At 48.7% G+C, this 13,203-nt stretch carries 11 protein-coding genes; all 11 read right to left on the reverse strand.

Annotation, left to right across the window (positions count from 1 at the left end; translation table 11 throughout):
- Positions 1 to 62: 62 nt before the first annotated feature.
- Complete coding sequence (locus tag ASF12_RS24705) at positions 63 to 1,037, reverse strand: helix-turn-helix transcriptional regulator (RefSeq protein ID WP_056040853.1); 975 nt, start codon at positions 1,035 to 1,037, stop codon at positions 63 to 65.
- A 19-nt stretch (positions 1,038 to 1,056) separates the two neighbouring features.
- The gene (locus ASF12_RS24710; protein WP_056040571.1) at positions 1,057 to 1,962 is read right to left on the reverse strand and encodes an SDR family oxidoreductase; all 906 of its coding nucleotides are present in this window, start codon (positions 1,960 to 1,962) and stop codon (positions 1,057 to 1,059) included.
- A 192-nt stretch (positions 1,963 to 2,154) separates the two neighbouring features.
- Entirely contained in the window at positions 2,155 to 2,910 is a 756-nt protein-coding gene (locus ASF12_RS24715) for a Crp/Fnr family transcriptional regulator (RefSeq protein WP_056040573.1), read from the reverse strand.
- A 192-nt stretch (positions 2,911 to 3,102) separates the two neighbouring features.
- Positions 3,103 to 3,645: a DoxX family protein gene (locus ASF12_RS24720; RefSeq protein ID WP_056040574.1), complete on the reverse strand. Its 543-nt coding sequence runs from the start codon at positions 3,643 to 3,645 to the stop codon at positions 3,103 to 3,105.
- Positions 3,646 to 3,895: 250 nt separating this feature from the next.
- A complete protein-coding gene (locus ASF12_RS24725) occupies positions 3,896 to 4,438 on the reverse strand; it encodes a DoxX family membrane protein (protein ID WP_056040577.1) in 543 nt (180 codons plus the stop codon).
- Between the two features lie 279 nt (positions 4,439 to 4,717).
- Positions 4,718 to 5,647, reverse strand: coding sequence for a tyrosine-type recombinase/integrase (locus ASF12_RS24730; protein WP_056040580.1), 930 nt, complete (start codon positions 5,645 to 5,647; stop codon positions 4,718 to 4,720).
- A gap of 170 nt (positions 5,648 to 5,817) precedes the next feature.
- Complete coding sequence (locus ASF12_RS24735; RefSeq protein WP_063892644.1) at positions 5,818 to 7,029, reverse strand: Ger(x)C family spore germination protein; 1,212 nt, start codon at positions 7,027 to 7,029, stop codon at positions 5,818 to 5,820.
- Positions 7,019 to 8,137: a spore germination protein gene (locus ASF12_RS24740; RefSeq protein ID WP_056040581.1), complete on the reverse strand. Its 1,119-nt coding sequence runs from the start codon at positions 8,135 to 8,137 to the stop codon at positions 7,019 to 7,021. The genes ASF12_RS24735 and ASF12_RS24740 overlap by 11 nt, the downstream gene beginning before the upstream one ends.
- 4 nt (positions 8,138 to 8,141) lie before the next feature.
- The gene (locus ASF12_RS24745) at positions 8,142 to 9,596 is read right to left on the reverse strand and encodes a spore germination protein (protein ID WP_081419021.1); all 1,455 of its coding nucleotides are present in this window, start codon (positions 9,594 to 9,596) and stop codon (positions 8,142 to 8,144) included.
- A 378-nt stretch (positions 9,597 to 9,974) separates the two neighbouring features.
- Entirely contained in the window at positions 9,975 to 11,180 is a 1,206-nt protein-coding gene (locus ASF12_RS24750; RefSeq protein WP_056040582.1) for a Bcr/CflA family multidrug efflux MFS transporter, read from the reverse strand.
- A 59-nt stretch (positions 11,181 to 11,239) separates the two neighbouring features.
- Positions 11,240 to 13,195, reverse strand: a complete 1,956-nt coding sequence (locus ASF12_RS24755; protein ID WP_056040584.1) for an ATP-dependent DNA helicase — start codon at positions 13,193 to 13,195, stop codon at positions 11,240 to 11,242.
- Positions 13,196 to 13,203: the final 8 nt, after the last annotated feature.

Raw genomic sequence — 13,203 nt, forward strand, 5'->3', positions numbered from 1 at the left:
CACAAATAAGGATCATTATTTAGATCAGCATATGAGTGTGCAGCCCATTTGTTTACAGTGGACTAATTGTCAGCATAATCCTCCAGATTATCTGCATAAAGCTTTGCCATTGCCTTTACCTCTTGAAGCAGCTTCTGGCGCAGCTCTGGCGGCTCTAGAGCTTCAACAGCTGAGCCGAATTTAAGCAAAATTTCGCATGCGGATTCCAGGGTATTAAACAGCACATCCGCCTCTAGCTCACCCTGACAAACAGCACCTGCTTTCGTAAGCGTTACATACCATTGCTGGCGAAATCGAGATAGGTCTGCTTCCTTCATGCGGATTTTCGCCGGATAACGCGGCAGCGCAGACTTGAACTCCGCAATGGATTGCTGCCAGTAGGAGGCTAAGTCGAACCGTTCTGGCCGATCGAACGTCTCCCCTTGCACAGCAGCTTCTTGCAGCCGAGAAATGCGATACGTGCGCATTCCTCCTTCCGTGTCCGCTACAAGGTACCAAGCATTATTTTTTGCCACGAGCCCGAGTGGCTGAACTAGCCGCTCAGCCTGCTCCGCTCCGCGAGAATATACAATGAGCAGCTGACGCTCCAGCCAAATCGCTTCTTGAATAAGCGGGAGCAGCGGAACCTGCTCGCTTGCTTCCCGCCAGCCTGCGCCGTCAATATGAATGCGCTGCCGCACCTTTTCCGCTTCCTCCTGATACATCGACGGAAAGGCGGCAATCAGCTTCTGAAAAGCAGCTTCAAAGTTATCGCTGATTCCTAGAGCTCCGACAATGCCAGTCGGCTGAGACAGAAGCAGCGACTGGATTTCTTCCTTCTTCATCCCGGTCAAATTCGTCCGGTAGCCTTCGGCAAGCATCCAGCCGCCATTCGTCCCCCGCTCGGCCACGATAGGAATGCCTGCAGCGCTTAACGCCTCCATGTCGCGGTGGATCGTCCTCCCTGATACTTCAAGCTTGTCCGCAAGCTCCTGCGACGTCATTCTGCCGCGATTTTGCAGCAGCAGCAATATTGCAATCAATCGATCTGCCCGCAGTTGATTTCCCTCCTGATGTTTATGTCTTTTCGCTGTCGCCCGCTTCCGAGCTTGCATCCGTTCCAATAGTAGCCGCATAGTTTCCCCAATGCGGGCGGCTGCCATCTTCATCGTCAAACCTATATTGTTCCGAAAGCCCCCAAGTGCTCAGCGCTTTCCCTGTTTTGAGGTGTACTTCTGGATCAGCTGCGAGCGCAGCAACTGCTCCGCCAATGTAGGCAGGTGTTTCAGACATGAGAAAATGCGGCTCCTGCGCGGCTGCATCCCGCCAATTCTCCTTCGTCACGCCAAAATGGTCCAGCATCGCTTCCGAACGCAGAAAACCTGGCGTTAATGCTACAGCCGTTACTCCAAAAGGGCGCAAATCCTCCGCCATCGCTTTAGCCAAATGGATAACCGACGTTTTTGCCAAGCTATAATACAAATTGCCCCGATACTCGTTGTCTACTCCATCTGTAATTTCAATTATAAGCCCTTGTTTTCTTGCGGTCATAAGCGGCGCTCCATAATAACTTGTAATCATATGAGAAAAAACAGCACGCTGTTGCATAAGCAGGCCATCCTCCAGCGAATGCTCCCAAAACGGCTTGCCCCACTCAGTTAATGGATCACCGCCCCACACATCATTCACAAGCAGGTCTAGCTGTCCATTCTGCTCAGCTTTAACCCGCTCGAACAATGCCCGAACCTCCGACTCCACCGTATGGTCTACGCGCACAGCAATGCCTATACCCCCAGCTGCGGCAACGAGCTCCGCCGTTTCGTCAATGGTCTCCTGCCTGTTCATATTCGACAAGCCGCCTCGCACACTGCGCCCTGTACAATAGACGGTTGCCCCCGCTTTCCCCAAACCAATTGCAATTCCTCTGCCCGCTCCTCTTGTCGCTCCCGCTACAACAGCAACTTTTCCGGCTAATGGTTTCATTACCAGCCACGCTCCCTTTTCATTGCTTCTTCTAATCTCTCCCATTATATCGTTCGCTAGATGACAACTACTGTCATATATCTCAAACGATTTGGGCTGCAAGCTTAGAAATCAAAGGGCAAAACAAAATCGCTAATGAAGCCTGCGAGCCGCTTCCCCCCGCACCACCATTAGCGATTGCCTTACGTTATTTTACAGACGGCAAACACCCTTCGCACAGGTCGGTGCCGTCGGACATTCACAGTGATGACGAAGCTCATCCAGCTTGAGGATAATAATTTCGCCACGGACGACCTTGATTACCTCTTCATCCTTAAGCGCGGCAAGCATCCGATTGACACTTTCACGCGTCGCTCCAATCAGCTCAGCAAGCTCATTGTTAGTCAGCCGAATATCGAGATGCAGCCCTTCTGGACGCAGCACCCCATACATATTGCTTAGCCGGATCAGCGTCGAAGCGAGCGCCCCGAGTTTGCCGAACTGCGTCAAATCACGCAGCTTTGATTGGCTAATTTGCTGCATGATTCCTAGCCACTTGGCGAAACTGACCGCCATGCTCCCATTTGTATTTAGCAGCAGCTCCAATTCGTCTGAAGCGATAAGCCCAACAACCACTTCTTCTGTGGCCTCTGCGCTCATGCCATGCAAAAGCTCACCTTCACCGCCATATTCACCGAGAAAGTCGCCATGCCCGGCAAAAGACAGCGTCAAGCTTTTGCCATCCGCCATCATTCGGGTCAGCTTAATTCTTCCTGAAACAATCAAATAATGGTAGCTCGCTGCATCGCCTTCCCAAAATAAATGATTGCCCGACTCATAACGGTGCATGCTCATCCGCTCGGTTAAACGTTCCAAATCAGCTGGGGTGAAAAAGGCCGCAATGCCTTCTCCTTGTGCAATGGCAGGGCGAGCAAAGCTGCCTCGTTCGTTGGAGCTATTTGCGCTCATCTGGCTCATCCCCCTCCCGTTTTGTACATCATACCAATATATGACGTCTTTGTGCATACAAAAGAGGAATAAAATTGTTAAAATCCGTAATTATCACGCAAAAAAAGCTGCATCGCAGCCATCAGCGGTTCGTGGAGAACCTTGACTTGTACGATGCAGCCTTCATTTATTTAATTGTGCCCGGGCTCAGTGTCATCTTGCCGAGGGCTTCAACCCGGTGCTTTCGCCGTCATTTTTGTGATGAACAAGACGTTGATACCATTTGCGCAACAGTGGCAGCACGTAGTAGTCAAGACCATATTTGCCAGCATTTGCGCCACCTACGATGATGAAAACACCCAGCAGCACCATCCATGGGTTAACCGATATTGTTCCAGCGAACATGAACATAAAGTTCATCAGAAGTCCGAAAAATACTGCTGTAGTCGTAAGTGCACCAACGATGAGACCTAAACCTACTAAAAATTCGCCAAGCGGGATTAAAAAATTGAACAGCTTTGCATTAGGCAGTGCGAAATGCTCAATGAATGCGGTATACGTCGGGTAGACGGGGAGCCCTGTCGCCTTGTCAGCCACCGGGTTCTGAACAGCATTATTCAAAAATCCTGCCGTATCAAAGCCCCCGCCTGTCAGCTTGCCCCAGCCCGATTCCAGCCAGTGGTACCCGACATATAGTCTAAGCAGTAAAAGCACACCTGCTGCAATTCGATTTTCTCTCAGCCATTTGTATAACATGACCACTCACTCCTTATGTGTTTATGTGTTGTTTGTTTCTGTCTTTATCATAAGGGATCGTAGAACATTAATATGTGATTTTTTTCACAATAGACAAAAAGATTGGCTGATTTCGTCTATTTGTGTCGTATATTTGAACGCATGCACGCAGCTGTTCGACCATTGCGCTGCGCCACCTTTAATCTAGAGTCTGATATTGCTTATTATGTAAGTGGCGCAGAGCAACTGGCTGAAATAAAGAGATAACCTTCTAGCCAGCTGTCGGCTTAAATGGATTGTCTCCGCCGTTCCGGCTTTTGCCAGCGATACGTTGAAACCTCGTTTTCATGTAGGGCAGCAGGTAATAATCCAGCCCGAACTTGCCAGCATTAGCTCCTCCGATTAGAATAATGCCGCCCAGCAGCACCATCCAAGGATTCGTGGATATAGAGCCTGCTAATAAAAACATGAAATTCATGAGCAATCCGAACAAAACAGCCGTCGTGGTGAAAGCTCCTAAAATAAGGCCCAGCCCTACGAGAAATTCACCAATGGGAATGATGAGATTAAATAGATCAGCGTTGGGCAAAGCAAAATGCTCCAAAAAACCCGTGTATACCGGATAAACAAGCAAGCCCGTCGCTTTATCCGTGATCGGATTTTCGACGGCATTCGCCATAAAGCCCGCCGAGCTAAAACCTTCTCCAGTCAGCTTGCCCCAGCCAGCCGAAAGCCACTTCACCCCAATATACAAGCGAAGTAATACAAAAATAGCTGCCGCCATTCGGCTCTTCTTCATCCATGTTAGTACCATCATGATTAACCTCCTTTCGTCTAATTTTGTCGAACAATTTCATTATATAGGAAATTATGAATAATGTAAGTATTTTTATTAAATACTAAATAAGTTGAGCTTTATTTACTCTTAAGTAAATTTGAGGATATTATCTTAAGTTACCGTAATTTTAATTATGTAAACTTATTTAATGAAAAAAAGCAGGCTATGCGCTGCTCGCTTTCTAATGACATCCCTTTCATAAAAAAACGCTGCATCAGAGATGCAACGCTTCCTTTCCCCTGCTAGACTGAACGGCTAGGCTTTTCTGCTGCCAACCTTCATTTTGCCCGCAATATTATTCATCGCATTTTGCAGCTGTTTATTGTCTATATGCGTATAAATTTGCGTTGTCGCTATACTCGCATGGCCCATAAGCTCCTGCAGTGTACGAATGTCCGTACCGCTGCGAATTTGCAGCGTAGCAAAGGAATGCCGCAGCTTATGGCTGGAAATTTTTTTGCCCGCAAGCTCTGGCAGCCTTTCCTTCATCAGCCCAATCGTCTCATCCGCGACGGTCTGAATCATGCGGATGGACAGCCGCCTGCCGAATTGCGAGACGAACATGGCCTGCTCCTTCAATTGCCCCGGCGCCTTTCGCGTCTCCATCGCCCGGCGCAGCACCTCCTGAAGCGGTGCCGGCAGCGGAACGACCCGCCATTTCCGTCCTTTTCCGAGAATATGAAGCGAGCCGTCGGAATGAAAATGCTGCAAGTTCAGACGATGAACCTCGCCTACCCGCAGTCCCGCATAACACATGAGCAGCATAATCGCGAGATTTCGCTCGTAATATTTTCCACCAATCGCAGAAACAAGCTGCTCCAGCTCCTCCTCCTCCAGGTAGACAGGAATGCGTCCCTTCTCTTGCTTTGACTTGGCAATAAGCGCAGCCGGATTAACGCTGAGAGCCTCAAGCTCGATCAGCGCTTTATAAAAGGAACGCAAGGAGGATAGCTTGCGGTTGCGCGCTTCATCCCCTGCCCCTTTTTCACGGCAAGCCGACATAAATCGCACCATATCCAATTTCCCCACCTGATCCAGCGCCTTCGGATGTACCATATGTAAAAAATGCTGAGTGTCACTCAAATAGGCACGCTGGGTCGCCGCCGTCATCCCTTTGTTTTTCATCCAGATGGAGAACAGCTCCAGCTCCTGCGTATACGTATCGATAATTTCATGCTGCCACATGCTGCTTGCTACCTCCAGCTCCTCAAATTCTAACTTTTCCAGCTAAAATTTGATATATTCCTTATCATAGCTGAAAAATATAATGCGCGTAAAGGGAAACTGCGTGAAATATGTATTTCACGCAGTTTTTTCAGCTCTAAAATAGGCTCCAAATGCCGCTTAATCCGGCACTAACGCGTAATTTTAGCCCCATATTCGGTAATTTCCATGTCGATGCTGACTGTAATCGGAATATCAGGAAACAGCTCTTCCCATCGGTCTTTTATTTTCTCCCACTTGCGCGGATGCTGAATACTGAACTGCTTGCCGAAGCCAAGCACATCCGTTCCATATTGCTTCTGCAGCTTTTTCAGAGCCATATTGGTCAGTCTCCGTACTTCCTTCTGGCTGCCTACTTCCGCCTGTTTTTTAAATGCAGGATCAATCGGTTCATTATTGTTCAACCATTCTTCGATCAGCCGTCCCTTCGACTTAATGCTCACATGGAAGGAAATTTGATCACCTGCTACTTTGGCGTCAATTTTGCTTTTCATGCTTTTCACCTCATAGACAATCGGCTGATGGTTGTCCTCATGATAGCTTTTGACCAAGCCACCCACTCCTTTTCCAGTCAGCCATACGCAGCCAATCGTTTCTTCTTCATTTAGTAGCCCTTGCAATTTTTGCGTTTTGCCTTTAATAACGGCCCCGCCGGAAAATTTGACCTCTCCATCTGCGGCAATGACATTTTGCAGCAAATAGCTTTGCTCACCATATATTTTTCCCTCCAGCTTCGATAACGTCATCGGCTCTAAAATTTTTAAGGAGCGGTAACGGTTGTCCACTAGTCCCGAAAGCCGAAAGGACGGAATAATAGAGTTGTCTTTCGCAATCAATGTGCTGCGTGCGCTCCCTTTGCTAATCAGAACGAGACAACTCGGCCGAATTTCATTGTCACGCAGGAAAAAATCGAGCAGCTCATTCATGCTGTATTTCCGCGAAAGCTTCTCATTAATAACAATGACCTTCATATGTTGGCCAATGACTGGACGTTCCATTCGCGCCGAAAACTCGCGAATGAGCTGAAACATGGAATCCCCGGTTTCGGAAATATTAAAATATGGCTTCGCTGAGACTGGCGCCTGTCCGCCACTATGCTGGCTTTCAGATTGCACATTAATAATCTGCAGGGTATAACTTAGAAGCTTGCGCTTGCGATAGTCGTCTCCTTCCTTACGAAATGTTTTTTCCAGTTTCGTTTCACTCGCCGGATCCAGGCTCATGCCGACATAGATGCTTTGATCCTCGATCTCATCCTTGCTCCAGCAGCCCGTCTGCAAGGGCAGAACGACCGCACATAAAACGATAAAGAGCGAGCGCTTGGCTTTATGTCTAATTCGCATGCTTGCTCGCCCTCCATTTCGTCACAATCAATAAAACAATCGGAATAACCCCGAACAAATACAATGCCACTTTTCCAATCCAGTCCCCAAGCGTAAACACATCGTCTAATTTTTTCGGGACAGCAACGAAAATATAAACGAATGGGAGCAGACCATACAGACAGGTTTTTATTTTGCGCTTGTATAGCTGGGAAATGCCCAACGCTGAAAAATAAAAGGCGGTTGTGAAGCTGGAGAAAATTTGCATAATCCAAATAATCAACAGCAAAAATTCGAATCTTTCAAAAATCAAGCCCGACAATTCGAAGCTTCTGGCCATATCAAGTGTAGGCCAGTTTTTCGTTAAGGTGCCATCAACGGACAATGCCCCAATGACCATAAAGACGGTCACAATATAAATAACGAGCGGAATGGCTATCCCTGCGGTCACCGCTTTAATGTTTTTTTGGGGATTTTTCATATAGGCTGTCAAGAAGATAATGACCTCAAAGCCTGTAAAGGCGAGCGAGGTCGTCTGAATCCCTTTTAGAACGGGCCAGATGCCTTGCCCCAATAGCGGACGCAAATTATTTAAATCAAATATAGTAAACCCCATTAACGTTACCAGTAAGTAGATGAAAATCGTCAGTGGCAAAATCAGCTCAAACAGCCGGGCAATGGCACCGAGTCCGCCCAGCATCAAATACAGCCCCACCCACAAAAATACGGAAGTAATCGCCCATTGCGGTGTTCCCTCTAATAATATAAAGCTGGAAACCTCGGCTAAAGAACGCACTTGAAAAGCGGCAGTCGCGGCAAAATATAAGATCATCACTGGACCTAGCAAATGCCCCAGCCACGAACCTATAATTTTTCGACTGTATTCATAAAAGGTTTGACCGGGATAGGCTTGCGATAAAAGCGCCATAATGACCCCCACCACAATGGCTACAAGCCCGCCCAATAAGACCGATATCCAAGCGTCCGGCGTGCCAACCTTTTCCGCTGATACCCGGGGAAGCGATAATATGCCAGAGCCCAGCATGAAGTTAGAAATCATAACCGCGACCTGGATGGTCGTGAGTTTTTCCTGGGGAAGGCCGCCTATAGCCTGTTGGTTCCCGCTCATTGGCTCACCTTTTTCTAGTAGAATCCTGCGGATAAAGCAGCTTTGGCCTCCGCTTCATCATCCGCAGCGGCGCGCGCATAAGAAAATCCTTCCATTCCCCTAACCGGTATGGAGCTGCCGGGCTGGCATAAGGGACGCCAAAGCTTTGCAGCCTCGAAATATGGGCGCCCAACAGCAGGGCATACAAGATAACGCCATACATGCCGAAGGCGGCTGCACAAAACATCGCGGGAAAGCGCAGCATACGTATAGAAATGCCGGCACTATATTGCGGTATCGAAAACGAGCAGATCGCGGTCAATGCCACGACGATGACGAGAATCGGGCTGACAATTCCCGCCTGAACAGCCGCTTCCCCAATAATGAGACCGCCTACGATTCCCATCGCCGGACCAATCGGTTTCGGCAGACGAAGGCCCGCTTCCCGCAAAATTTCAATCGCAATTTCCATCATTAATGCTTCTACCAAAGAAGAAAAAGGTACACCTACTCTCGTAGCAATGATGGAAATGACCAGTTTAGTTGGAATTAAGCCAGGGTGAAAGGAGATGAAGGAAATATAAGTAGCCGGAACAAACAAGGCCATTATTGCGGCGAAAAAGCGCATAATCCTTAGCAGCGTGCCGGCAAGCCAGCGCTCATAATAATCCTCTGGCGACTGCAGCAGCATGCTGAAGGTTACAGGTGCGATTAGAGCAAATGGCGTACCATCAAGCAAAATGGCCACCTTCCCTTCCATTAGAGCTGCCGTCACTCTATCTGGCCTTTCCGTGTTTTGAATTTGCGGAAAGGGGCTTAAATAGTTATCCTCAATTAGCTGCTCAATATAGCCCGACTCCAGCACGTTGTCGATGCGGATTTTAGATACCCGCCGGCGCACCTCCTCCACTAGATCAGGATCCGCGATTCCTTTCATATAGCCGATATACAGATCCTTCTTCGCCCGCTCGCCAACCTGGAGCTTTAGCAAACACAAGTCCTTATTTTCACCCTGTTTGCGCAGCAAAGCGATATTGTCGGATAAATTTTCATTAAATCCCGCTCTTGGCCCGCGAACCAATGCTTCCGAAATAGGCTCTTCAATGCTGCGGCTTTTGCCCGCGAGCGCGTAGATTAATGTAATTTCTTTTATCCCATCAATTATTAAGGCCGTATAACCTGTAAGCACTTTGGAAAGCATCTCTTCCTGCGTTTCCACTTCCATAATTTCGCTTGTAGATAACAGGGTATTTTGAATAAGCTCCTTCGAAATCGGTCGATCATCAAACGAATAGGACATTAACGCTTGTAACACATGAAAATCAATTTGCTCCCTGTCCGTCAGCCCATCACAATACACAATTGCCGCTTTGATCTCTGTCTGCCCCAGTTCAAATTGCCGTATGCTGACATCTCCGTATTCCTTTATCTGTTCTCTTATAACCTCTAAACGGCTTTCAATGCTGTTTTCCCTATTCATGACTCAATTCCTTTCCGACTCAGCCCATTTGAATACGACCGAGAGTATGACCGGAACGATTAGCACGGCCAGTGCCTGAAGGAAGACGGGGTATTCCGGTATATAGGCTAGAAATGTCTTCACTTTGCACCGCCATCCCTTTGTTTTGCGCTTGATTGAATAAAGTGTATGTTTTCCTGATTTCCCTGTTTTTAACCACTAACTTTGAAAAACAAGGTGAAACGGCTGGCGCCGTCCTCTGTTATTTCAAAAAAAAGGCACCTGCAGTCTGCTCACTTTTTTCAAAGTGTCTCGACTATAGGTGCCTAATGAGTAAGGCTAGCTTTATTTTATTGTCGCTTGCTAATCTAGCTTCACTCGTACGTTTGCAACTCTAGCTTATTTTCCAGAAGCACGCTGCTTAGAGCGGACGAGGCCGAAATAAGCAACCATCCCGAGCATGCTGGCGGTAAAAATAATGACGCCCATCGGGACAGCTGTTTCCTCTCCGGCAATGCCAACGAGCGGAGCCGCTACAGCACCAAGCACAAAAGGCAGCAAGCCAAGCAAAGCCGAGGCACTGCCGGCAATATGGGCTTGGTTTTCCATAGCCAGCGAAAACGAAGCGGTAGCGGTAATACCGATTGAGCATACAAAGAAAAATAAAGGAACGACTAGCGACCACAGCGGCCCCTCCACAAGCACCGCAATCAGCAATGAAACGCTGGATGCCGCGGAGAGCAGCAGCCCGAGTAGCAAAAATTGCTGCTCCGTCCATTTATGGCTGAGGCGCCCGACGATCTGCGAGCCCAAAATAAGGCTGAGGCCGTTGGTGCCGAACAAAAAGGCAAATACTTGCGGCGAGGTGCCGTAAATATGCTGATAAATAAACGGTGTGCCTGAGACATAAGCGAAAATACCGCCGATCATCAGACCTTGCGTCAACGCATAACCGGTGAACTCGCGATCTTTAAGCAACTGCCCGAAATTACGCAGCAGCTCGCCGAAATTGCTCGAAATTCGCTTTTCGCGTGGCAGTGTTTCCTCCAGCTGCCACGTTGCAATAAGCGCCAGAGCAAGGCCTATCGCCCCGAGTACGATAAACACGCCGATCCAAGTGGTGAAGGATATAATTCCGCTTCCCGCAACAGGTGCCAGTAAAGGCATAACATTGTTAACCAGCATAATAAGTGCAAAATATTTGGTCAGCTCATGTCCGCTATATAGATCACGGACAATAGCCCTTGAAATAACGATGCCTGCTGAGGCCGCAAAGCCTTGTATAAAACGGGCAACGATAAACAAAGTAATATTCGGTGCCAGCGCACAGGCCAGCGAAGCAATTAAATAAACGACCAAGGACAGCAGCAGCGGCTTGCGCCGGCCATGAACGTCACTCATCGGTCCCATGACGAGCTGCCCGAGGCCAAGGCCGATTAAACAGGCGGTTAAGCTCAATTGCACAAGTGAAGCCTTCGTACCGAAATCCTCGGCTATTTGTGGAAACGAAGGCAAATACATATCAATCGTCAGCGGGCCCAGAGCCGAGAAAGAACCGAGCAGCAAGGCCAGCCTGAGCCGGTTACGATTCTGATTCATTTTCATTTGAAGCTTAATTCCTCTCTGGTGTCGTATGAAAATAAACTTGTTATGAATTTATACCATTATAGAGCCAGCAGCTTAACCCCTTTGGGCATTATGGCGCTAATACGCTCTTTAACAGCAGGCTGGCGCATTTCCTCGCCAAAAATGACTACCGTTCCTTCATCGCTGCTCGTGCGAATCAAACGTCCCATGCCTTGTCTTAACCTCAGCAGCATATAAGGCATATCCACTTCCTCGAAAGGCAGCTGGGCATCGGCGCGTCTTGCAGCAAACACCGGATCATTCGGCGGGAATGGCAGCGACCATACAATGACCTGCGATAAAGAAGGCCCCGGTATGTCCAGTCCCTCCCACAGCGTCACCGCGCACAGCACGCTGGACTCATCGGCTTGGAATGCCCCAATCAAATGGCTAATCTCCGACGTTCCTTCATAAAGGAAACGTCTTTGCTGTGCAAGCGGCTCATCATTCATCGCCTGCTTGAAGCGCGCAAGCTCCTCACGAGAAGGGAACAAAATGAGCGTGCCGCCCTTCGCTTCCCCAAGCAGCTTTACCGTTGCCTGCATTTGGTTCGCGAATTCATCCAAAGCTTCCGACTCGGATGCAAGCACCCGCATTTTATGCTCATAATCATAAGGCGAAGCAACGGAGAACGACTCAGCCTGCTTAATGCCCAGGCTGTCCATCGTATATTCGAAGGAGCCGTCTACCGACAGCGTAGCCGATGAGAAGACGATTGGCATTTTGCGAGAGAACACATGCTCCTCCAGCACTTCCTTCACCATCTTAGGCATAATGACAAGAGAAATGCCCGACTTGTCCTCCATCACCCAGCTAATCGGCTTTTCGGGTTTGCGGAACAGCGAAAGGGCATATTGAATCATCTCCAAATGCTCCTCGACGATTTTGAGCTGATATTCATCAAGCGTGAACAAGCCGCTTTCGAACACAAGCTCCTCCTCAATGAGATCAAGCAGCTGATGCAGCCGGTTTACTTCCTGTATAAGCGTGTTGTCCCACAGCAGCTCGCGGCGATCTGATGCTGCGACAGCACGGCTGCTTTGCTGGATACGCTCAAAAAGCTGCTCGCTTTGCACAATTGCATCCTCAATGGCCAGCGCCAGCGATTCGCGGATTTCCCCTTCCAGCAATCGCGTAATAATGCTCTCAAATACCGCATGGTTGAGCTTATACGTTAGCGCCTGCTGCGCCGCCGTTTCGAGCAAATGCCCTTCGTCGAATACAACTGAGCTATGCTCCGGCAGCAAGGGAAGTTGTCCCTCGCGTTTGCGTGCTTCATAGGTCCATACATGCTCCATATAAAAGTCATGCGAGCAAATAATTAAATCCGTTGATTTGCGGTAATGATCGCGTGACAGCGTTTGTCCGCAGCGATGTCTGCGGCTGCATACCATGCAGTCCTGAAAGACGTCCCAACCGACATGGTCCCAAACTTCATCGCTGAGCTCCGGATAATCCCGGCGGTTGCCATAAGGATAAAAGCTTTGCATCGTTTCTGGCTTATGAACAAAATCCGGCAAGCTGCGATAAATGTCGTCAAAATGCTCTGCGCCCTCTAATTGAGCGTCGCCCCTTGCATCATCCAGCTTGTTCAAGCAGACATACTGATCAGGCGATCTTCCCAATCTGCTGTCGATGGTCAGTCCTAAATGGCGGGACAGCTTGGCAATATCGCCTTCCGGCTTTACCAGCTGCTCGATGAGCGATTCATCAGCGCAGGCAATAATAGCCGGCTTGCGAGTATAACGCGCGTAGCTAATGGCATAAAGCAAATAAACGAAAGTTTTGCCTGTGCCGACGCCTGCCTCAGCGAAAATCGTCTGCTTGTCCGCATAAGCTCGTTCCAGCTGAAACGCCATATAAATTTGCTCATCTCGCAGCTCAAGCCCGGCTTCGGGAAGCTTCTCGTAAAAAACATCCGCGATCCAGTCGCTTGCCTGCTGCATATAAGGCTGCGACGGGTCAAAATCAAACGGATAATGGTGTTGTGTCATGCTTAGCA

The sequence above is a fragment of the Paenibacillus sp. Leaf72 genome, assembly GCF_001422685.1.
In the GTDB taxonomy this organism is placed as follows: Bacteria; Bacillota; Bacilli; order Paenibacillales; family Paenibacillaceae; genus Pristimantibacillus.

What these genes read in the sequence shown, in the direction of transcription:
- ASF12_RS24750 (WP_056040582.1), bottom strand. Translation starts at nt 11,180, where the DNA reads ATGAAAATGAATCAGAATCGTAACCGGCTCAGGCTGGCCTTGCTGCTC.
- ASF12_RS24745 (WP_081419021.1), bottom strand. Translation starts at nt 9,596, where the DNA reads ATGAATAGGGAAAACAGCATTGAAAGCCGTTTAGAGGTTATAAGAGAA.
- ASF12_RS24715 (WP_056040573.1), bottom strand. Translation starts at nt 2,910, where the DNA reads ATGAGCGCAAATAGCTCCAACGAACGAGGCAGCTTTGCTCGCCCTGCC.
- ASF12_RS24725 (WP_056040577.1), bottom strand. Translation starts at nt 4,438, where the DNA reads ATGGTACTAACATGGATGAAGAAGAGCCGAATGGCGGCAGCTATTTTT.
- ASF12_RS24740 (WP_056040581.1), bottom strand. Translation starts at nt 8,137, where the DNA reads ATGAGCGGGAACCAACAGGCTATAGGCGGCCTTCCCCAGGAAAAACTC.
- ASF12_RS24710 (WP_056040571.1), bottom strand. Translation starts at nt 1,962, where the DNA reads ATGAAACCATTAGCCGGAAAAGTTGCTGTTGTAGCGGGAGCGACAAGA.
- ASF12_RS24755 (WP_056040584.1), bottom strand. Translation starts at nt 13,195, where the DNA reads ATGACACAACACCATTATCCGTTTGATTTTGACCCGTCGCAGCCTTAT.
- ASF12_RS24720 (WP_056040574.1), bottom strand. Translation starts at nt 3,645, where the DNA reads ATGTTATACAAATGGCTGAGAGAAAATCGAATTGCAGCAGGTGTGCTT.
- ASF12_RS24735 (WP_063892644.1), bottom strand. Translation starts at nt 7,029, where the DNA reads ATGCGAATTAGACATAAAGCCAAGCGCTCGCTCTTTATCGTTTTATGT.
- ASF12_RS24730 (WP_056040580.1), bottom strand. Translation starts at nt 5,647, where the DNA reads ATGTGGCAGCATGAAATTATCGATACGTATACGCAGGAGCTGGAGCTG.